This is a genomic window from Salsuginibacillus halophilus (genome assembly GCF_003014715.1).
Classification (GTDB): domain Bacteria; phylum Bacillota; class Bacilli; order Bacillales; family Marinococcaceae; genus Salsuginibacillus; species Salsuginibacillus halophilus.
Genome location: NZ_PYAV01000015.1, coordinates 1 through 21,175, shown reverse-complemented (window position 1 = coordinate 21,175; position 21,175 = coordinate 1). Strand labels below are relative to the sequence as shown.

General features: G+C 46.9%; 15 protein-coding genes, 2 rRNA genes and 1 riboswitch. Of the genes, 8 read left to right on the top strand and 9 right to left on the bottom strand.

The window, feature by feature from the left end; all coding sequences use genetic code 11:
- Nucleotides 1–123 precede the first annotated feature (123 nt).
- Together B0H94_RS12965 and B0H94_RS12960 are read left to right on the top strand one after the other, a co-directional pair.
- A complete protein-coding gene (locus B0H94_RS12965) occupies nt 124–480 on the top strand; it encodes a response regulator transcription factor (protein WP_106589703.1) in 357 nt (118 codons plus the stop codon).
- Nucleotides 481–3,312, top strand: a complete 2,832-nt coding sequence (locus tag B0H94_RS12960) for an ATP-binding protein (protein ID WP_106589702.1) — start codon at nt 481–483, stop codon at nt 3,310–3,312.
- Nucleotides 3,313–4,356: 1,044 nt separating this feature from the next.
- Here B0H94_RS12960 and B0H94_RS12955 read toward each other — a convergent pair.
- The gene (locus tag B0H94_RS12955) at nt 4,357–5,397 is read right to left on the bottom strand and encodes a ribonucleotide-diphosphate reductase subunit beta (protein WP_106589701.1); all 1,041 of its coding nucleotides are present in this window, start codon (nt 5,395–5,397) and stop codon (nt 4,357–4,359) included.
- 14 nt (nt 5,398–5,411) lie between these two features.
- A complete protein-coding gene (locus B0H94_RS12950) occupies nt 5,412–7,607 on the bottom strand; it encodes a ribonucleoside-diphosphate reductase subunit alpha (RefSeq protein ID WP_427909955.1) in 2,196 nt (731 codons plus the stop codon).
- A 184-nt stretch (nt 7,608–7,791) separates the two neighbouring features.
- Nucleotides 7,792–7,971, bottom strand: a riboswitch (cobalamin riboswitch).
- Nucleotides 7,972–8,601: 630 nt separating this feature from the next.
- Between B0H94_RS12950 and B0H94_RS15040 the strand changes: the two genes are divergently transcribed.
- A complete protein-coding gene (locus B0H94_RS15040; protein ID WP_146139952.1) occupies nt 8,602–8,847 on the top strand; it encodes a hypothetical protein in 246 nt (81 codons plus the stop codon).
- Between the two features lie 95 nt (nt 8,848–8,942).
- Nucleotides 8,943–9,590 (top strand): hypothetical protein, encoded by a 648-nt coding sequence (locus tag B0H94_RS12940; RefSeq protein ID WP_106589698.1) that lies wholly within the window; start codon nt 8,943–8,945, stop codon nt 9,588–9,590.
- Between the two features lie 42 nt (nt 9,591–9,632).
- Here the strand turns inward: B0H94_RS12940 and B0H94_RS12935 are convergent, their stop codons facing one another.
- The 5 genes from B0H94_RS12935 to B0H94_RS12915 form a co-directional block, all read right to left on the bottom strand.
- Nucleotides 9,633–12,965: an efflux RND transporter permease subunit gene (locus B0H94_RS12935; protein WP_106589697.1), complete on the bottom strand. Its 3,333-nt coding sequence runs from the start codon at nt 12,963–12,965 to the stop codon at nt 9,633–9,635.
- A 1,039-nt stretch (nt 12,966–14,004) separates the two neighbouring features.
- Nucleotides 14,005–14,448, bottom strand: coding sequence for a MarR family winged helix-turn-helix transcriptional regulator (locus B0H94_RS12930; protein WP_106589696.1), 444 nt, complete (start codon nt 14,446–14,448; stop codon nt 14,005–14,007).
- 68 nt (nt 14,449–14,516) lie between these two features.
- Complete coding sequence (locus B0H94_RS12925) at nt 14,517–15,146, bottom strand: precorrin-2 dehydrogenase/sirohydrochlorin ferrochelatase family protein (protein WP_181315406.1); 630 nt, start codon at nt 15,144–15,146, stop codon at nt 14,517–14,519.
- Nucleotides 15,147–15,219: 73 nt separating this feature from the next.
- Nucleotides 15,220–15,876 carry a peroxiredoxin gene (locus B0H94_RS12920; RefSeq protein WP_106589694.1) on the bottom strand — a complete coding sequence of 219 codons (657 nt, stop codon included), beginning with the start codon at nt 15,874–15,876 and terminating at the stop codon, nt 15,220–15,222.
- Between the two features lie 109 nt (nt 15,877–15,985).
- Nucleotides 15,986–17,407: a phospholipase D-like domain-containing protein gene (locus tag B0H94_RS12915; RefSeq protein WP_245894031.1), complete on the bottom strand. Its 1,422-nt coding sequence runs from the start codon at nt 17,405–17,407 to the stop codon at nt 15,986–15,988.
- A 260-nt stretch (nt 17,408–17,667) separates the two neighbouring features.
- Between B0H94_RS12915 and B0H94_RS12910 the strand changes: the two genes are divergently transcribed.
- The 4 genes from B0H94_RS12910 to phnE all read left to right on the top strand — a co-directional run bounded on the left by B0H94_RS12910 (nt 17,668) and on the right by phnE (nt 20,622).
- A complete protein-coding gene (locus tag B0H94_RS12910; protein WP_106589693.1) occupies nt 17,668–17,892 on the top strand; it encodes a hypothetical protein in 225 nt (74 codons plus the stop codon).
- 191 nt (nt 17,893–18,083) lie between these two features.
- Nucleotides 18,084–19,004, top strand: coding sequence for a PhnD/SsuA/transferrin family substrate-binding protein (locus B0H94_RS12905; protein WP_106589692.1), 921 nt, complete (start codon nt 18,084–18,086; stop codon nt 19,002–19,004).
- Between the two features lie 38 nt (nt 19,005–19,042).
- A complete protein-coding gene (gene phnC, locus B0H94_RS12900; protein ID WP_106589691.1) occupies nt 19,043–19,810 on the top strand; it encodes a phosphonate ABC transporter ATP-binding protein in 768 nt (255 codons plus the stop codon).
- Between the two features lie 2 nt (nt 19,811–19,812).
- A complete protein-coding gene (gene phnE / locus B0H94_RS12895) occupies nt 19,813–20,622 on the top strand; it encodes a phosphonate ABC transporter, permease protein PhnE (protein ID WP_245894029.1) in 810 nt (269 codons plus the stop codon).
- 154 nt (nt 20,623–20,776) lie between these two features.
- On the opposite strand, the gene rrf is transcribed toward phnE, so the two are convergent.
- Together rrf and B0H94_RS12885 are read right to left on the bottom strand one after the other, a co-directional pair.
- Nucleotides 20,777–20,893, bottom strand: a 5S ribosomal RNA gene (gene rrf, locus B0H94_RS12890).
- Nucleotides 20,894–20,976: 83 nt separating this feature from the next.
- Nucleotides 20,977–21,175: ribosomal RNA gene (locus B0H94_RS12885) — 23S ribosomal RNA — on the bottom strand; the annotation flags it as partial.

Genomic DNA, 21,175 nt, shown 5'->3' with positions numbered 1-21,175 from the left:
GCTGCAACATAAGAATAAGCGTACCCACAGACCCTGCGCACGCTCGCAGCACTCGATTCGAAACACCTGATCCCGATGCTGACAGCGTTGAAGCAGTCCGGAACAATAGAAGGGAGAACAAGCATGAGCCATATTTTAATAGCAGATGATGAAGAGATTCTCCGAATGTTGATTGTAGACACATTAGAGGATCTCGGGCACGATATAGAAGAAGCGGAAGACGGTAGCGAAGCGTTGGAGAAGCTGCAGGAGCAGTCGTTCGATCTCGTTGTGCTCGATCACATGATGCCGGAGCGGACAGGGTTGGAGGTGCTCCAATCCCTCCCGGATCACATCAAAGAAGAAACATTGATTATCATGCTGACGGCGAAAGCGCAGGATGCAGACCGCGAAGCCGCACTGCAGGCAGGTGCACGCTACTTTGTGGCGAAGCCGTTCAGTCCGGCAGAACTAGAAGCTCTCGTAAAGGACGTGCTGTAAATGAAACTGCGTCCACAGACCCAGAGCATCCGATCAGAGTTTCTCTGGAAATCTAGCTTTTATATTGCCGTCATTGCTATTATTAGTATCATCATAGGGCTGGTTATCTTCAATAATCAGAAAGAGCAGGTAGAGACTAGAGAAGAAATGGTAGAGAAGGTGCAAGTGATAGAAGATCTACAATCTTCGATCAGTCTCCTTTTTTATTATGGGAGAGGATACCTTGCTTTTCAAAATGAAGAGGATTTATCCCGGGTAGACGAAAAAGTGGAGGCCGTTCAATTTCACCTGAACGAGTACAGAGCTTTGGAACTAGAATCTGATGAGGAGTTGTTCATCGAGGAACTAGATAGCTTTGTTACCAACTTTTCAGAAACTATATTTCCAGAGAGCGTAGCGTTTGTTCAAGAAGATGACTACGAAGGTCTTAGAACGCTTTCTCAAACCGGAACTACAGAATCAATAGATGAGTTTATCGCGGAAAGCGGGGAACTACAGAGCGAAGCATCGCAAAATATGAAGCAGCAGTATGAAAGTGCAGTGTCTGATGCAAACAGAAATATTATGCTCGGTGCTGGCCTGACCATGCTCGTATTTTTTGTTATGTTAATAGGATCACAAAGACTTTTAAGCAGACTAGTTGACCCCATTGAAGAACTGACCAGTGCTTCAGATGAGCTTGCGAGAGGAAATATCGTAAATATTAACGCATCCGATAGACAGGATGAAGTTGGTTCACTTGCAAGGTCTTTTGAACATATGGCTACATCCATCCAGGAAAATGAAGAAGAATTGCAGGCGCAAAATGAAGAACTGCAGGCGCAACAAGAAATGTTAGAAGATGCGCTTGATCAAACGCAAAAGGAAAAAATTAAAATTGACCGCTACAGTCAACTCAATCAGACGATGTCTACAAAACTGGACAAGGGCCTCTTTCTGACATCGATTTTTCACTATGTGAATGAGCTGTATCCGAACGACCGCAGCATCCTCTACCTGCTGGATGAAGATGACTACCGTTCTACGGGTATGACAGATACAGGCATCAATCAATGGAAGTTGGCTGATAAATCTGTCTGGATTCATCGGTTGACCGAGGAGCCGCATATACACATAAAAAGAGAAGCATCCAATGAAGAAAAAGGAATAGCAGAAGGAACTGTAGAAGCACACGATTATTATACAGCAGTTCGGAATTCCAACGGGCGCGTATTTGCCCTATTCGCATGCACGCGGTTCGGCCGCCCCTACACAGAAGAAGAGATGGAAGAGATTGAGTCGCTAATGAACCACGTCGCCCTCGGTCTAGAGCGCTCCGTGGTGTACGAAGAAATCAGCCGGGCGAGAAAGCTGAGCCAGGACATTCTCGATAACGTAAATGAAGCAATTCAATTTATCGACATTCATGGAAGTATGCTGCAGAGTAACCGTGCGATGGAAAGACTACTTGGTTTACGGGTGCAGGGAGATCTAGTTTCACAAGAAAAGTGGATGGAGCAGACGATTGATAAAGCAAAAGAAGAACAGGAACTAGAGGCCTTTTACCAAGCAATGCTTGACCAGAAGACAACAGACACCCTATCGCAGCAGTTCGAACTTAAAGACGGCAGCCAGGTAATCACGGTTTACGGTACCGCTGTGTTCGATGAAGAAGAACGGATCGGCACAGTGTTTGTTTATCGCGATATGACGCGTGAGCACGAGCTGGATAAAATGAAATCCGAGCTCGTCAGCACCGTGAGTCACGAGCTGAGGACGCCACTCTCCAGTGTGCTCGGCTTCACGGAGCTGCTGATAACGAAGGATTTGAAGCCGGAGCGTCAGAAGCGCTACTTAACCACGATTCATAAAGAGGCAAAACGGCTGACGAATCTAATTAACGATTTTCTCGATCTCCAGCGCATGGAAGCCGGCAGTCAGCCGTATGAAATGGAGGATTTGTCTATGGACACCATTGCTATGGATGTGATTTACCAATTTAAAAACGAAGCGCAGCACCGGTTGTCGTTTATTGATCAGTCCTACTCCGCGAAAGTCGAAGGTGACAAGGAACGTCTGTATCAGGTGTTGACGAATCTGGTCAGCAACGCCGTCAAATTTTCACCTGAAGGAGGAGAAGTGACGATCCACTTTACTAATACCGGCAAAGATCTGCTCGTGGCCGTGGAGGACGAAGGGCTCGGCATTCCGCCGGAAGCAAAAGACTCGCTCTTTAACAAATTCCAGCGGATTGATAACAGCGACCGTAGAAATATCGGCGGCACCGGCCTCGGTCTTGCGATCTGCAGAGAAATTGTCGAACGTCACGGCGGAAAGATCTGGGTAGAGTCAGAGGTCGGTAATGGATCTACCTTCTTCTTCCGGCTGCCACTCCAGTATCAGCAACCGGTACGTACAGTGACCACGCCGGAAGGATATCCACAGGGAGCTTCTGTCGTCATTGTAGAAGATGACACGAGCCTAGCCCTGCTTCTGTCAGAGGAGCTCCGCTCTCATGGATTCCGCGTGATCCATCATTTAAATCCGGATCATGCTTACCGCGACATTGTGCGCACCATACCGGCAGCGGTCGTGGTGGATCTGATGCTTGGGGAAACAACAAGCGGTTGGGATCTCGTCCATCGGCTGAAAGAGGAGGAAACAACGAGGGATCTCCCGATCATTATCTCCTCTGCGCTCGACCGTTCAGATGATAAAGTCCAAAAGTACGGTATTGATCAATATTTGACGAAGCCATACCCGCCACAGGATCTATCTGCCGCACTTCTTAAGTGCATCCAAGAAAACCGGGGAGCCGGAAGTGGCGCTATCCTCTTTCCGGACAAGGAATGATAAGTAAAACTGAGCATGTAAGAAAAAATCCCGTCAGAGTTAAGCCTGACGGGATTTTTGTGCGCTTTAAGAAGAGAAAGCCACTATTATGATAAATAATTGAGCAAAAGAAGAGCAACATTGGCGTAAACGCAGATTTTCATGGCACACACACGAGTCAACCAAGCCCAAACCTGCAATTCAATTAATGATAAGGAACGCCGGCGCAGCGTGTAGACCAAACTTTTAAGAAAAGCGGAGGCTGATGTTGCTTTTCGGCGGACGCTTGCCTCGGGTACCTCCTCAACTTCCTCGGCAGACAACCGCTGCCTGCGGGATTTTCGGCTCGCGCTGTTCCTGGTGGCGCCGCCGCCGGCGCTCGAAAAGCCGCTCTTTATTTCATACTTGGGCTAGGTGTCTGGCACGCCTTTTTGTGCCTGACACCTAAAAATATTGATCCTTTGCGGAAGTGAATCGTTAGCTGAAGCCAAGCCCTCGAGAAAGCGTCCGTCTTGGGTGAAGGTCACGTTCATGATCCGGTTTTTCTCTTAATAAGGCAGCAGCGGCGGTTGAAGCAGTAAGTTGTGAGTTAATGTTAAGTTTTGTACTTTGTCTACAGTCTGCGCCGGCGGGTGCCGGCGAACAATTGGAATGAAAGATTCAAGGGGATGCGCTGCGGGCGCATCCCCTTTCCGGTCAAGTATTATAGTTGAGTTCAGACGTGCCGTTATTATCTCAATCGGGCAGTAATTACTTTAGACGCACAGTAAACTCTCCAGTCGCGCAGTAATCACACTCAGTCGCGCAGTAAACTCTCCAATCGCGCAGTAATCACCCTCAGTCGCGCAGTAAACTCTCCAGTCGCGCAGTAATCACCCTCAGTCGCGCAGTAAACTCTCCAATTGCGCAGTAAACTCTCCAGTCGCGCAGTAAACTCTCCAATCGCGCAGTAAACTCTCCAATCGCGCAGTAAACTCTCCAATCGCGCAGTAAACTCTCCAATCGCACAGTAAACTCTCCAATCGCGCAGTTACCACCCTCAGTCGCGCAGAATCCGTGAAAAGGCTACAGCTCGTCGAAGCCGTTGTCGTCGGTGACTTTGGCGTATTGGCGGGATTTCTGCTCAAAGAAGTCGCTTTTGGAGGCGTTCACGTCTTGGTAGGCTTTGATCCATTTCATTGGATTTTTCGTGTAGCCTGGGTACGGTTCTTCAGCGCCGAGTTCTTTGGCGCGTTTGTTCGCCATAAATTTAATGTAAGCTTCTAAATCATCCATTGAGATGCCTTCGATCCGACCGCCTAAGACGTGGTGCGCCCATTTAATTTCTAAGCGCGCGCCTTCGTGAAAGGCATCGCGTACGAACGTCCGGTTTGCTTCTGTATCGAGCTCTGGATTTTCACGCAACAGTTCGTGAAAGATGTTAGCAAACAGGCGGACGTGGAGCTGTTCGTCGCGGTTAATGTAGTTGATCATGGTGGATGTGGAGACCATCTTTTGGTGCCGGGCCATGTTGTAGAAAAAGGCAAAGCCGGAATAAAAGTTGAGGCCTTCTAAAATGACATCGTACACGATCGATTCTAAAAAGGTTTGCGGCGTCGGGTTGGTGACGAAGTTGTCGTAGCCGCGGGCAATGTATTCATTGCGCTCTTTTAAAACTTCGTCGGTTTTCCAGTATTCAAAGACTTCGTCCTGCTCTTCTTTTGGCACTAGGCTCGATAGTACGTACGAGTAGCTTTGGTTGTGCACCACTTCCTGAAACGAGAGCACCGTCATTAATGCCGCTAAGCTGGAGTCGGTTAAATATTCGGCGGCCCGGGCGGAATAATCGGTCTGCACCGAGTCTAAAAATGCGAGCAGGCCAATGATCTTTTTAAAAGCTGTTTTTTCATCTTCTGAAAGCTGCGGGTACTGCTTTTGATCGCCGGCCATATTAATTTCAAACGGGGTCCAGAAGTTTGCAAGCATATTTTTGTAAAGGGGATACGCCCAGGAGAAACGGACATCATCCCAGTTCAAGACGTTGGATGATGCGCCGTTAACAATACCTGTTGAAGCGTTTGGCGCCTCTGGGTCATAAAGTTTACGCGTTTGTAATGCATCACTCATGGTTAGCCTCCTTATCAGCTTGAACAGCTTTCACAGTCTTCAATATCAATTGAGGTGGAACGGACATAATAGGTTGTTTTCAAGCCGTTTTTCCACGCGTCCATGTGTAGATCAAGCAGTTCTTTTGCTTTAATGTCATTTGTGACATACATATTAAACGAAATGCCTTGATCTATATGGCGCTGCCGCCGGCCGTTCTGGGCAATGCTCCAGTGCTGGTCGATGAGGTGTGCTGCTTTGTAGTACCAGTAGGTTGCCGGGCTTAAATCCGGAGCGGTTACCGGAATCTTATAGTCTTTTTTCTCTTCGGCATACATTCGTTTAAACACCGGGTCAATCGACGCCGTCGAACCGGCAAGGAGTGATGTGGAAGCATTCGGGGCAACAGCCATCATATACCCGTTACGCACACCGTACGCTTTGACGTCACCGGCGAGCTCCTGCCACGCAGAAGACGTGTAGCCGCGCTTTTCAAAATAACTACCATTCTCCCAGTCCGATCCGGAAAACAACGGGTATGCTCCGCGCTCTTTTGCCAGCTCGCAACTCGCCTGCACCGCTTCATACGCAATCGCTTCATACAGCTCATCTGCGTATGCCACCGCCGCGTCGCTTTCCCAGCTGATCCCTTTTAACGCCAGTAAGTGGTGCCAGCCGAACGTGCCCAGTCCGACAGCACGGTAACGCTCATTCGTCTTTTCTGCCTGCGGAATACCGAGTTCATTTGCATCAATGACCCGGTCGAGCAGCCGCATCTGTACCGGGACGACCTGCTTTAAGACCTCGTCCTCCATAACGCGGGCTAAGTTAAGGGAGCTCAAGTTACAAACGACGTAGTCGCCCGCCTCTTTTTTCGCAATAATTTCATTGCCATCGAGGTACTCTTCTTTCCACACCGTTGGGCTCATATTCTGCATAATTTCGGTACACAGGTTAGAGGCATACACCATGCCGGCGTGAGCATTGGCATTCATCCGATTAACGGTATCGCGGTAAAACATGTACGGTGTGCCGGTTTCGATTTGACTCACCATGATCCGCTTCATAATTTCAATTGCAGGCACCGTTTCTTTTGTAAGCCGCGGCTCGCTGGCACATGCTTCGTACCGCTTACGGAAGGTGCCCGCCCCCGGCGCCTCATCATACGCATCTTCTAAGGAGAAACCCATGACTTCACGGACTTCGTGCGGGTCAAATAAGTACCAGTCTTCGCGCGCCTCCACTTTTTCCATAAACAAATCCGGCAGACAAACTCCGGTGAATAAATCGTGGGTCCGCTGGCGCTCATCACCATTGTTTAACTTCGCATCTAAAAAGGAGAAAATATCACGGTGCCATACGTCTAAATACACCGCAATCGCACCTTGACGCTGGCCGAGCTGATCCACACTCACCGCCGTGTTGTTCAGCTGCTTCATCCACGGCATCACCCCGGATGAGACATTTTCGAAACCTTTAATAGACGATCCTTTCGCCCGAATTTTGCCGAGATAAATCCCAAGACCTCCACCGTCTTTACTGACACGAGCGGCCGTCGTATTCGTCTCGTAAATTCCAGCGAGACTGTCTTCCACCGTATCAATAAAACAACTTGAAAACTGCCCGTGCCGCTTGCCGGCGTTTGCAAATGTCGGCGTCGCAACGGTCATGTACTGTTTGGATAAAGCCCAGTATGCCTCCCGAATTCGGGTCATCCGCACATCTTTTGGCTCTTTTGCAAGCAGCTTCATCGCAATGACCAGATAACGCTCTTGCGGGAGCTCACACGGAATGTTGTTGTTCGTCCGGGCTACATACCGGTCCGCAAGCGTCTTTAAACCGATATAAGAAAAGTAAAAATCCCGCTCCGGCTCAAGGATTAAAGCGAGCTCGCTCCGCTCCTCCGCCGAATATTCATTCAGCAGCGCTTCATCGTAAATACGTGCGTTCACGCGCTCGACGACATTCGCCGCAAAATTTGCATAGCCGCGGCCGGCGGTTGCTTCAAACTCATACCAGGCAGTCAGATGTAAAGCGGCCGCAACATACGTCCAGTCCGGTTCTTCTTCAGAGATGCGTCCGAGGGCATCCTGCACCGCCCGATTCCGGCCTTCTTCCGTTGTCATATCATCAGCAAAGTGTTCAAGCCACGCCTGCCACGGCGCCTGCAGCTTTCGGTTTTGCAGTTTCTCCTCTACCGCTGCTGCGGTTTGATTTAATGTTTGTTCCACTCCACCCAACTCCTTTATTCGTTTTACGCCGGGCGAACGTAAAAAAGCTCCCGCACGTTTGCGGGAGCTGAAAAATCGAAAACAACACATCAGGTGGCTACACGCCTTGAGTATATGGCGTACACTCATCATCTGCACCGGCAGCCGCCGGCGGTGTTGTTTCCAAATCCCATCCCCCGGAGATTAGAAACGCTAGATTCAGGCAGGTCTCCTGACTCGTGCGCCGTCGCTGCCGGCCCTTCCCGCGCTACACGCGCAGTGGTTGTGCCGGAGCGTTCGCACTTACAGTTGCGGGGACAGTTCCAGGTTTGCACTGGATTCCCTTTTAAGCCTTATTGCAGGCACCTGAAGAGCTCGCTTTTATACACTAGATATTGTTTGACTTTTTACCGTCTGTTCTATATCTAGTTTTTTGTGCTTTATTCATTGTAAAAGAGATGACGCTCCTTTCGCAAGGAATAAATTTCGCAACGGCTAAAAAGTATGCGCCAGCTTGATGGAACGCGGTCCACTTTCCGCGATCCGCGGCCCAAATCCGTGTCAGACCGCTCCACTTTTGATGATGCGCGGTCCAGTTTCGGTGATGTGCGTTCCATGTGGTGTTGCTCCGGCCCATCGCCGTGTCGGACCGCTCCAGTTTTCATGATTCGCGCTCCAGTTTCGGTGATTCGCGTTCCATGTGGCGTTGCTCCGGCCCATCGCCGTGTCGGACCGCTCCAGTTTTCATGATTCGCGGTCCAGTTTCGGTGATTCGCGTTCCATGTGGCGTTGCTCCGGTCCACGCCGTGTCGGACCGCTCCAGTTTTCATGATTCGCGCTCCAGTTTCGGTGATTCGCGTTCCATGTGGCGTTGCTCCGGCCCGAATCCGTGTCGGACCGCTCCAGTTTCGAGAATTCGAATCCCGTTTCCAACGAGTTTCTCAGGTTTGACGGCTATGCCCCTGCGGGAAATATCATGTTACAACACATTGATACATCAACGGAGGGATCTTTCGTGAAAAAGTTTATGATGACACTTGGAATTTCAGCGCTTGCAGGGTTAACAGCTTGCGGCACAACGGGGGATGGAGACCAGCAGATGCCTGAAGAAGGTGACGTAGGCGAGGATGAAGTAGAAGATGTCGGAGGCGGCGAAGATGAATCTGAAGCTGAAACTGAAGAAGTAGAACTCGATGAAGAAGGCGATCCTGAAGATGAAGATGAGGATCAAGATGACGCTGAAGACGATGAAGATGAATAATTAACATTGTGCACCGGCGCCGCAACGAAAAAGGTTGCAGGGCGCCGGTGCTTTTTCGTAAAGTAGAGCCAGACCTTAACGAGAGGATGGCATCCATGCGTCACTGCTTAAGCATAAGTTTCGCTTTTGTACTTACACTGATGATGATCGGCTGCAATGAAGCTGACTCTGAATTACTTCCGGACACCGTGCCTGATGAGCCGAGTGTTGAAGAACCAACTGTTGAAGAAGAAACTTCAAATGACGAAGAAGACACTGCCCCTGAGTCCAACCTCCATCCGGAAGCTGAAGCGATTCTTGATTCACAAGAAAATGAAGAAATGACAGAAACACCGGATGAATCGGCAGAGCATGAGGCTGAGACTGTGGTACAGGAGGACTTTCGCGAAGAAGCCACTTCAGGTTTACGCAAACTTGAAATCCACATCCAAATTGAAAACGACGCAGACTTTGTGCTCGATTATGATGCTCATGACGACCCGGAGACGACCGCTGCTTTGATTCCAGATGGCGAAGATCCAAACTTGCTTGACGACAGTGCAGCTGAAGCCGCATACCTCGATATGACGGATAATCTACACCTTCCGGACGAAGAAACGAGCGACTGGGAGACAGAGCCGATCATTACGAGCTTAATTGAGGCACTCGAGTTGAACAAAGACGAAGTGAACGCTGTGTCTTTCGCCGTCGAAACGAACACCGGCCGCTCGCTCTCCTTTCACGAAAACATAAAGGAACGTTAAAACCCGCTGTGGGCGCATCCACAGCGGGTTTTAACTAGCAGTTTATTTTGAGGAATCATCATCTCGTTCGTTACCGTTCTGTTTGTAGCGGCGGACGACTTCTTCAAGTAGGTCAACCAGCTCAGATTCTTTTGAATCACTGTTTTCTTTAGATTGCTCTTCAGTTTTCTCTTCCATTGGCCCTTCAATTTCCTCTTCAGAAGGCATTTCTTCAGATGCTTCTTGTTCCACAATTTCCTCTTCATCAATCGATTCAGCTTTTGCCTGCTCCAGCTCCCACGCAGAAATTAGCTGCCCATCCGGTGTGACATACTTTTTGTTCATCCGGCGGGTCGTTGGATCAAAGAAGCTGTACACAACCGGGATGACGAACAAGGTAAGGAGTGTACTGCTGATTAAGCCCCCGATTACGACAATGCCGAGCGGTTCCTGCAGCTCTGTACCTTCACCAATCCCGATCGCAAGTGGTGTAACACCGAGAATCGTCGTTAGTGCGGTGATCAAGATTGGACGCGTCCGGTCTTTCACCGCGGTAACGATCGCTTCTACTGTGTTTTGGCCGGCAGCTTTACGCTGATTCGTATAATCCACAAGCACAATCGAGTTGTTCACAACAATACCGGCGAGCACAATCAGTCCGATAAAGGCCATCACATCAAATGGCGTCTGTGTCACACTGAGTGCAATCATAACCCCGATAAACACCAGTGGAACAGTGAACATAATGACGAATGGGTACTTCAATGAATCAAACTGTGCACTCATTACAAGGTAGATCAATAACAGACCGAGTGCGAAAGCGAACACTAAGTTTTCCATCGCTTCTTCTAACAGTTCCTGGTCCCCGCCGAAAGTGACAGTTGCTTCGTCATCAATGTCGACATCATCGAGTACATCTTCAACGAGTGTGGAAGCTTCCCCTAAGTTCATGTCACTTGAATAAACAACATCAAAGTCAACGGCGTCTTCCATATCCCGGCGATCACGAGAAGCCGGACCTTCCCCTTCTTCAATTTCTGCAATGTCTTCTAGCGTGACGAAACCGTCTTCCCCTTGAATACTTAAGTTTTCAAAGGCTTCAATGCTGTCAGTCACACCGTCGTAGGAGACGATAACTTGATACACGTCTGTACTGTTCGGCTGTAAGGTGGTGGCTGTTTCACCTAGGGTCGCTGCAGTGACTGCCTCGGCAATTTGACCAGGAGCCAGGCCTGCATCGCGCGCTTCCTCTTCATCCACCTGCACTTGCAGCTCTCGTGTCGTCTCCTCGATACTTGGACGAATATCACGTAAGTCAGATTCATCCTCCAAGTCTTCAGTGATCTCGTCTGTCGTTTCTTCTAACCTGTCACGATCCGGATCACTAATGGTAAACTGCAGCGTATTTGCTTCTCCACCAAGGCCAGCTTGTGCAGGATCAGACACTTCAATATCAGCATCCTCATCAACATCAGCCAAGTCGTCTTCAATACGTTCTGCAAATTCAAATGTTGTTTCATCACGGTCCGGCCCAGGTACCATCGATACGATAATTTCTGCTTGATGGCTGTCGCCACCGCCGCCTAAGGCCTGCCCTTCACTACCAGAACCTGTGATACTCATATAATCCTCAATTTCATCATGCGTATCCAGTTCTTCTTCAAGCTGTTCTACAGTTTCAGCTGTACGATCAAGGATTGTTCCTTGTTCAAGCTCAACGTCCACCATAAACATGCCTTCATCTGAATCCGGAATAAAGTCTACACCAACTGTTGTCATACCAGCTGCGCCCCCGATGAATAAAAGGAGGGTTACGAGCAGGACGCCAATACGTTTGCGTAGCGCAAAACGGACGCCGGATTCCATCGTTCGAACAAAGCGGGACTCTTGACGCTCGGCCTCAAGGTTCTCAGCCGGTGCTTTCAGCATGCGGCTTGCCAGCATCGGTACGACTGTTAAGGCAACAAGCAGCGAGGCCGCCAAACTGAAGGAGACCGCAAGTGCAAACGGCATAAATAAGTCTCCGACAAGCCCTGTAATAAACAAGATCGGCAGAAATACCGAGATCGTCGTTAACGTTGAGGCGGTAATCGCACCGCCGACTTCTTTTGCACCTTCTGCGGCAGCTTCTTTCGGCGCTTTTTTCATCGATAAGTGCCTGTAAATGTTCTCGATTACAACGATCGAGTTATCAACAAGCATACCGATTCCAAGCGCCAAACCTCCCAGTGTCATAATGTTTAACGATATATCAGCAAAAAACAATAATGTGAAGGTGACAATAATTGAAAATGGTATTGCGACACCGATAATTAACGGTGTTTTTAAATTACGCAAGAAGGAGAACAACACGACCATGGCAAGGATACCACCACTAATCAATGCCAGCATCACACTGTCGATCGCTTCCTCAATAAATTCACCTTCATCATACAGCGTGATACTGCTTAAATGATCATAACGGTCTTCATTTAAAAGTTCATCCATTTCTTCTTGGACGTCTTGCGAGACTTGCGTGGTATTCGCCTCTGACTCTTCCATGACCGATAATTCCATTGCCGGCTCTTGATTCGCACGTGTAATAATGTTTTGATCTTCCGGGCCGAGTTCAACATCAGCAAGATCTGCCACCGTAAGCTCCTCACCGTCTTCAGGATTTACGGTAACCACCACGTCTTCGAGCGCTTCAACAGAATCAAGTTCACTTAACACCCTGGTGCTTATATTCAATTCTTCTTCTTCATCTTCGATAATGCCGCCGGGGGCTGTAATGTTATGACCTTGAATGGCTCCGATCACAGTTTCTTGATCTACTCCGGCATCATCAAGTTCTGCTTGATCAAGGGCAACATCTACTTGCTCGGACAGTCCGCCTTCTTCCGTTACATCAGCGACCCCGTCCACACGTGATAACTCACGCTGCAGATCACTAACATCATCTTGAAAATCAACAATATCATCGCCGCCGGCAGTCACCGCCATTTGAATAGATCCCATCATTGTTGGATCAAAACGTAAAAATGAAGGATCATCCGCCTGATCAGGCAGCTGCACAGCGTTTATGTCGGATATGATGTCATTTTCTACATCACCGATATCTGTGTCCCAGGAAAACTCCAGCAAAATGAGCGAGGTTCCTTCCGATGATTGTGAGGTAATATTATTTAACCCTGAAACTGTAGCGAGCTCCGACTCAAGGGGCTCTGTCACTTCTTCTACAACTTCTTCCGGTCCAGCGCCTTGATAGTTTGTTACAACGGCTGCTGCCGGAGCTTCAATATCCGGAAATAACTGCATCGGCAGGCGCGTTAATGATACCGCACCTAACACGATAAACAATACCATGATCACAATCGTAAACGTCGGACGTCGTATTGAAAAATTGGATAGTTTCACACAAGCACGGCCTTTCTATGAAGGAAATATTACGTATTAACTGTTAAGCATCTTAACAGTTATGTTATTCCCGGTCAATTCATCCACAAACCTCTCACAGGCGAAAAACGATGTGTTCATGAAATTGTTACATCATACAAAAAAGCTGCCTTATAAAGACAGCTTCAGCATGTAGACAAACTTTTAAGAAAAACGAAGGCTGACGTCGTTTTTCGGCGGACGGCCTCAACTTCCTCTGCAGACAACTGCTGCCTTCGGGATTTTCTCACTCGTTGTTCTCCGTAGACATCGCCGCCGATGATCGTCAGCCTTGCGTTATTTGATGGTTATGATTTGCAGAAATGTTTTTTATCAAGCGATATCTACATGAATGAATGTCATCACTCGTCATAAGAGGATAAAATCGAACAATGAACGTAACCTTCACTCTCAGACGGACGCTTTCCCGAGGGCTTGGCTTCAGCTAACTTGTTCGATTTGATTGGCAATCGAACAAGTGGATCTTCAGCCTGCGCTTGATCCTTTGGGAGTCGCCGTCTTTTGTTTCGGTTACTTTAAAACTTCCATATTGTAGATAATTTCCTATTTATATTGTTGGTTTCATTGCTCATGAGGTGTCATTACAAAATCGGTTCACATAGGCGAAAACACGAAAATCTTTAGCTCATTCTTTAAACAAGACAAGGGGGTTGTTAACCCTCAATACGACAGTAACGTAGGTACCTTAAAGCGCGATTGCCTTTGCGCACGAAACGTTCTAGGCTGTACCCATATTGTATTTACGCACAGATCTCTTAAACACACTAGGAATAGCAGCAGTCGCCCCCCTGAAATGAGCGGTTTTTCACGGGCAAGCTGATACGCTATCCGGCGGCAAAGCAGATACGGTTCAATCAAGCGGAAGCGCTGATTGAGTCGATGTCTTACTTGTGCCATTGGTGAAAGCGAGTATATTTCCCATGCCTATCATTTAAATCATATCTTATGGGGCAGCCCCTAAAAAGGTAAAAGAAAAACTTGATACCCGACAAGTTCATGCTTATTCACTATTTTTTTCGTTAATCACTCGTTCTAGTTTATACAATGTATCTCGCACTTGGCTCAACTCTTCCACCGGCAGCTCTGAGAAGTATTTTTCAACAACCGTTTCTTCAATCTTTCGAAATTCCTGCTGCAGCATCAACCCGCGCTCGCCGAGTTCTAAATAAACTTCACGACGGTTTTCTTCATTCACCGAACGGGTTAAGAGGTCAGCTTCTTCAAGCTTTGTGATTGTTTGACTCACCGCACTTTTCGTAATATCGAAGTGCTCAGCCAATTCGGTTACCGTCGGCTTGTAATCTTGATACATTAAATGCATAACAGCCTCCTGCCGTTTCGTTAAGCTGATTTCGCTAATGTCTCCAAAGTTGCGGAGAAGCTCTTTTTGAATACGTTCAAATGATTGAGTAAGCTCGTAAAAAACAGTTTTATGTGCGTTCATTCATTGTTACCACCTTCGTTCGACGTTGAATTCATCATATCACACGAATGAAAGCGGACAAATGAAATTCACCTTCGATACTTTGCCAGTTGTTCTTGAAAAGCTTGGTCAGCTCCTTGTCGATCTCCAGAAAGGACTCTGGCTTCCACCTCTTCCTCGAGAAGCCAAGCAAGGAGTTCGCTCTGCTTATCAGGAGCAACATACTTCTTTAAGAACGCCCGGGATTCACGCAGAAACTCTACATAATCTTCATACATGGACGGGTATTGTTTCTCCCAGGAATTGATAATCTTTTGAGCCAGCTTTGGACTCGCGCCGTCTGTGCTCACTGTCATTAACAGCCTGCCTCGCTGAAACATACCAGGCGTTATAAAATCACCAGCTCCACCGTCATCCGCTATATTTACCCAAGTAGTTTCAGGGCAGTCTTCATGAATATGTTGCCGTGTGTTTGGATCATTCACTGCAATAAACACGAGCTCATACCCGGTACCATCCCCAGATTGGTAATGTCTCTGGATCGAGCTCAATTCTCCGGCAGAACAAAGTTGCTCAAGCGCCGGTGTTAACATCGGCGATACTACAGTAATCGCAGCTCCTGCTTGGCGCAGCCGCATAATTTTACGCTCTGCTGTCGGCCCGCCTCCAACGACAAGAACCGATTTCTTGGTAAGCTTCACATGGATCGGATACCACATAACCCCCATCCTTCGCTTAAAAATATAATAAGTCAAACAAAAAACCCGGCAGTAACGCGCCGGGTAAGGTGGATTACAACTGCTTTTTACTCAAATACCAATCGGTCACTTCGATCGAATCATCATTTAGGCGCTCTTCAGCTTCCTGCTGCGTTTTTGGCGGCGGAACAACGACTTTCTGCCCCGGCTCCCAATCAGCAGGTGTCGGTACTTGCTCTTCATCCGTTGTTTTCAACGCCTGCACAAGCCGCTCAATTTCAGCAAAGTTACGACCGGTCGTCAGTGGATAATAAATGATCGCTCGAATCTTCTGCTTGTCATCAATCACAAACACAGCCCGGTTTGTTTCTGTCTGGCTTTCATTCGGGTGAATCATACCGTATTTTTCAGCTACTTGACGGCTCGAGTCAGCAATTATCGGGTACTCAATACGGATACCGCTTTTTTCATGAATGTTTCTTACCCAGGCAATATGGGACTGAACACTATCAACACTTAAACCAAGGAGTTCCACATTTTGTTCCTTAAGGCGTGGATAAATTTCTTGAAACCGGATCAATTCAGTTGTGCATACCGGCGTGAAGTCCGCTGGATGAGAAAATAACACGAGCCATTTGCCAGCATAATCGCTTAACGCTACTTGCCCTTGGGTTGTGTTCACCTCAAATGCTGGAGCATCATCGCCGATGCGCGGCAGGCTTACTGGTGTTTGTGTTTGTGCTTCACTCATAAAAAATGCCTCCTATTTTTATTCAACTTTAATCCTTAGTAAACTTCTATGATTAATTATTATTATATACATTAATCTCCAATGAAGCAACCGTTTTTTGAAAAATCTCCTAATACGTTGTTAGACCCGAAATCTTCTGTAACCCATAAGCAAGTCGTTTCCACCAGCGGTGCGGGTTTTCGTACGCTCCATATGCCAATGTATATTTCTGACCGTCGTTAAGCCACATTTCCTCAAACCATTCCCGGACTTCAACCGCTGCCTCAGCATCTACATCGCTTTCGATATATACATTTGTATCTAAGTTATTATTTCTTAAGTTACGACTTGAAAAGTTTGCCGAACCAGCAAGCATTTTCGCTTTGTCATCGGAAAATACCGCCAACATTTTCGGGTGAAATTGTTCATCTGCTGTGTTATACCAGCGAATATTTACTGCACCTTCACTATCTTCAAGCAGCTCTTCTGCAACCGGACGATTGGGCATACCAAAGACTTCAACTCCAAAGGCATTTTCATTTGGATCAAGAATTAAGCGCACATTAACACCACGCTCTGCCGCATTCTCGATTTCATCAATAAGGTTTCGTTCAGATAAAAAGAACATCCCTAGCCACAGGTCGTCACCTTCTTCCGCTCCTTGCAGCATCTCTTTTGCCTGTTCAAAGTTTTCGCCTTCAGTTAATACTTGTAAATCATACGGACCTTCATCTGCAGGTTCAGCCTGCATATCCTCCTGAATATCCGGGCCGCCGGAAAAGTCCAGTACAGCTTGGGCGGATGAAACTAAATCATTAATCGCCTCACCTTGGATTTCAAAGCCTGCGTTTGAATAGTAAGCACCGGCGTCCTCCCAGTTTGCTGAGGTAACAAAACCACGCTGTTCTGTTGCAATCACTTTCCGATGATTCGCTTTCCCGTTCATTAATTTTAAATAGGAACGAACAGTCATATCAGGGGCGTCATCACCAAACGGATTCTCTATCCATCCTTCTCCTTCCTGACCGAACCATTGCAGAAACGTTCGCCAAATTCCTGAATAGAGCGGATTTGAATCGCGCAGCGGGTCAAGTTCTGTAATGACAGTCTCAATACCTGCTTCTTCAAGGCGCTGCAGCTGCGTTGATTCATGGGAATGATAAGATGTATTAATCGGGTCAGTTAACACAATGATATCTATGTCTTCGTTTTCTTCATGCTTTTCAATTAATGCTTCTGTCAAAGCACCACTAATCGGCGGTTCATCTTCAGCTCCTTTGTCGTTGTACAAAAACAAATCAACTAATACAAACTCTTCAGCTTCCGATACCGCTTCAAGAATACGCGTAAAAATTTCTTCCTCAAAATCTTCATTCCCGTCCTCATCCATCGAGCTGCGGTTATAAATAAAATCCACATCATCTACGCTATGCACTTCTCCTTCATAAGAGACACCTTCTGGAAGCGGCTTAAACATCCCGTAAAGCGTGACGATAATTAAGACGGAAAATATGAGTATGAGTGCTGAACGAACCGGATATCTTCGTATCAAAATGCGTCTCTCCTTCCACTGACATATCGCTCAACAACCTATTCCCGAAGAAACGAGCGCCTACCCTGAAAATTTCATGGCTTTGCAACGCTGCACACCAAAAACCTGAATATAAAATCCAGCTTGCCATGCTAATTTTTGAACGAAAATTTCAAATTTCTATGTTTTCTCTCTTAAAAATCGGGTATTCTCTCTATAAGCTTGCAAATATAGACAACGTTTACGGATATTTATAACTATAACAAAGAAGGTGTAAACTTATGAGTACAGAAACCCGAACAAACTACTTAGAATGTGAAAACAAGCTGTTTCTTCCCGGACAAGCCGTAACCTTCAAAGACAAACCATGCACCATTATCGCCGAATATAACTTAAGCGTAACCATTGAATTTTTAGGCTACCCATACAAAGGTGAAGAAGAAGCTTTTCCCCATCCCCGTACCGTTGTCAAAAAGGAAAAAGTTAAAATTAGCACGCCGGCATAAACGAACATAAGCATCATCACCAGCCTGTCTTCATGCATTTTGAAGGCAGGCTTTTTTTTTGATGACTTTCTCGAAAAGCTGCTTTTGTAAATGCGAGTTTACAATTTTAAAGAAAATTAACATAACAATCATTACGAGTTTACATTACTTCGATACGATATGGTTAGATTTCAAAATTGAGGAGGTCCAAAATGAAGACACCATGGATGTATGCAGGAGTAACTGCTGCTTTAGTTGGAATGGCACTTACAGGTTGCGGCAGTGAAGCAGATGAAGGTAGTGCTATAGAACAGGATGCAAGCGCAGCGGCTGAAACTGCCGATGGACAAGAAGACTGGCCGGAAACCATCCGCTTTGCGGTAACAGGAATCGACGGGATGGAAGAACTACAGCGCAGATATGAAGAATTTCAAGATGTCATTGAAGAGCATACCGGTGTAGATTTTGAGTTTTTCGCCTTATCCAACCGGACAGTAGCCTCTACAGCGATGGAAGCTGATCAGGTCGACATGGTTTTATCAGGACCTTCAGAATATGCCCAAACAAAAGGCGCTGCCCCCGGTGTTGAGCCTTTAGCTGCGATAGAACGGGACGCTTATCACAGCGTGTTTGTTGTTCACGAAGACAGTGAATTTGAAGAACTTGAAGACTTGCGCGGAGAATCTATTGCAATGAAAGAAGCAGGATCTACTTCCGGTCACATCGGCCCAAGTGCCATTTTAATAGATGAAGGATTAGACGACGATATCGAAGTTGAGCTCTTGGGCGATGCTCGTATTGAAGCTTTCAAATCCGGGGAAACTACCGCACTCGCCGATGGTGTGCGTGCTTATGATCGGATTGTAGAAGAAGACGGAGAAGACGCTTACCGCATCATTCATGAAGGACCGCCACTGCCACAAGATCCTTTCGTAGCCTCTCCGGAATTGCCGGAAAGCTTCAAGGAAACTTTCACAGAAATTCTTCATGAACATGAAGATGAAATTTTAGACGCCATTTTAGATCATGAAGAAAATGACAAGTACGATGGGGCAAAAATTGTTGACATTGAAGATGAAGACTATGATTTAATGCGGGAAACTTACGATACACTCGGAATTGAACTGCAATAAATTTCTTTAGGAAACTTGATTTAGGAAAGGAGATCCGCATGCGCTCACTTCAAGTTAAAAACTTATCTAAAGTTTATCCGAATGGAAATCAGGCGCTCAACAATATTAACTTTACTGTAAATCCTGGAGAAGCCGTTATTTTATTGGGACATAACGGCTCCGGTAAATCTACTCTTTTTCGAAGCATGATTAATTTTGAAACACCTACAACAGGGGAAGTATTGATCGGCGGGCAATCTACCACTTCTTTGAGCCGAAGACAACTGCGGCCGATACGCCAAAAGGTCGGTATGGTATTTCAAAACTTTAACCTTGTGCATAATTTAAGTGTATTTCAAAATGTTTTATTTGGCGCACTTGGCACCTCTAAAACCATTCAAACATTTAACTGGATTGCACCTAAAGAACTTAGATTTAAAGCCATGGAAGCACTTGACCGCGTCGGACTCTCTGAATTTGCGAAACGCCGGGCTGATGAATTATCCGGTGGACAACAGCAGCGCGTTGCCATAGCACGGATGCTCATGCAGGATCCTGAACTTGTCCTTGCAGATGAACCTATTGCAAGCTTGGACCCAAAAGCCGGACGCGAGGTGATGGATTTACTATGGGACATTGTACATGAACGCGGCCTCACTGTTGTCTCTATTCTTCATCAAATGGACATTGCAAAAGAGTACGGCGAACGAATCCTCGCCTTAAAAGACGGTGAGCTCGTTATTGATCAGGATATCCACACTCTAAACGAACGAGCGTTAAATGATTTATACCATCAACCTACAACAAAACAGAGAGCAGGCGCTTAAATATGAACAACTGGAATGAACAACGCCTGTCAGACCATATGCCGAAGCGGATGAAGCGCCCACCGACCGGGGCATGGATTCTTTTCATCATAGCAGCTGGCTTTATGATTTCAGGTTTAATCAATGCAAACCTTAGTTTCACAAGGCTTTACGAAGGCTTGTTTAATATGGGAAACTTTGTCGCCCTGGCCTTTCCACCGGATTTTGCAAACCTGCAAAGCATATTCAGCGCCTTGGTAGAAACGTTTGAAATCGCTCTTGTCGGTACGGCTTTCGGGGTTATGCTTAGTTTACCCATTGCGCTCCTTGCTTCTTCAAACACTACACCTTATGCACCTGTTCGTACGATTACACGCAGTATCGTTTCAGCAATGCGGACAATTCCAGACTTAATCTGGGCACTTATTTTTGTCATTGCCGTAGGACTTGGACCGCTTGCAGGGATTTTAACAATTGTTGTTGATACGATTGGTTTTTGTGCCCGCTTTTTCTCTGAAAGAATAGAGGAAATCAAAAAAGGGCCGTCTCAAGCGCTTCAAGCAACAGGAGCCTCCAACTTCGGGGTGATCAGCGGTGCCATTTTACCCGCCGGTTTTCCTTCATTTGTTGGGACGAGCTTATTTGCCTTTGAAAAAGCCATTCGCTCCGCTGTCATTCTAGGCCTAGTTGGCGCCGGCGGCATTGGTGTTGAATTAAACACAGCCATGTCTTTACGTATGTTTGATGAAGCACTTATGATTATCATTTTAATTCTTATTGTCGTTCTAACTGTTGAACAAATATCCTCCCGCATTAGAAAAAAGGTGATTTAGCCTTTTTTATAAAGAAAGAGAAAATCGCTTAGACCCCCTTCCCCCTTTGTTGTATAAATCAATTTGGTTCCCGGGCAGTACGAAACGACTGCTCGGGATTTTTTTAATAAAACATGAAAAAAGCCCTCCGGCTGATTAGCCGGAGGGCTGGTTTGCTTGGCGACGTCCTACGCTCACAAAGGGTTGCCCCTTCATTACCATCGGCGCTGAAGAACTTAACTTCCGTGTTCGGCATGGGAACGGGTGTGACCTCTTCGCCGTCATCACCAAGCTGATTGAGCGTCATTCGCTCAAAACTGGATAACCGACAACTGCTTCCACAATGATCTGCGTCTTGGTTCGTAATTGTGTCTATAGGATAAGCCCTCGATCGATTAGTATCGGTCAGCTCCATGTGTCGCCACACGTCCACTTCCGACCTATCAACCTCGTCATCTTCGAGGGATCTTACTCACTTGACGTGATGGGAAATTTCATCTCGAGGGGGGCTTCATGCTTAGATGCTTTCAGCACTTATCCCGGCCGCACGTAGCTACCCAGCGATGCTCCTGGC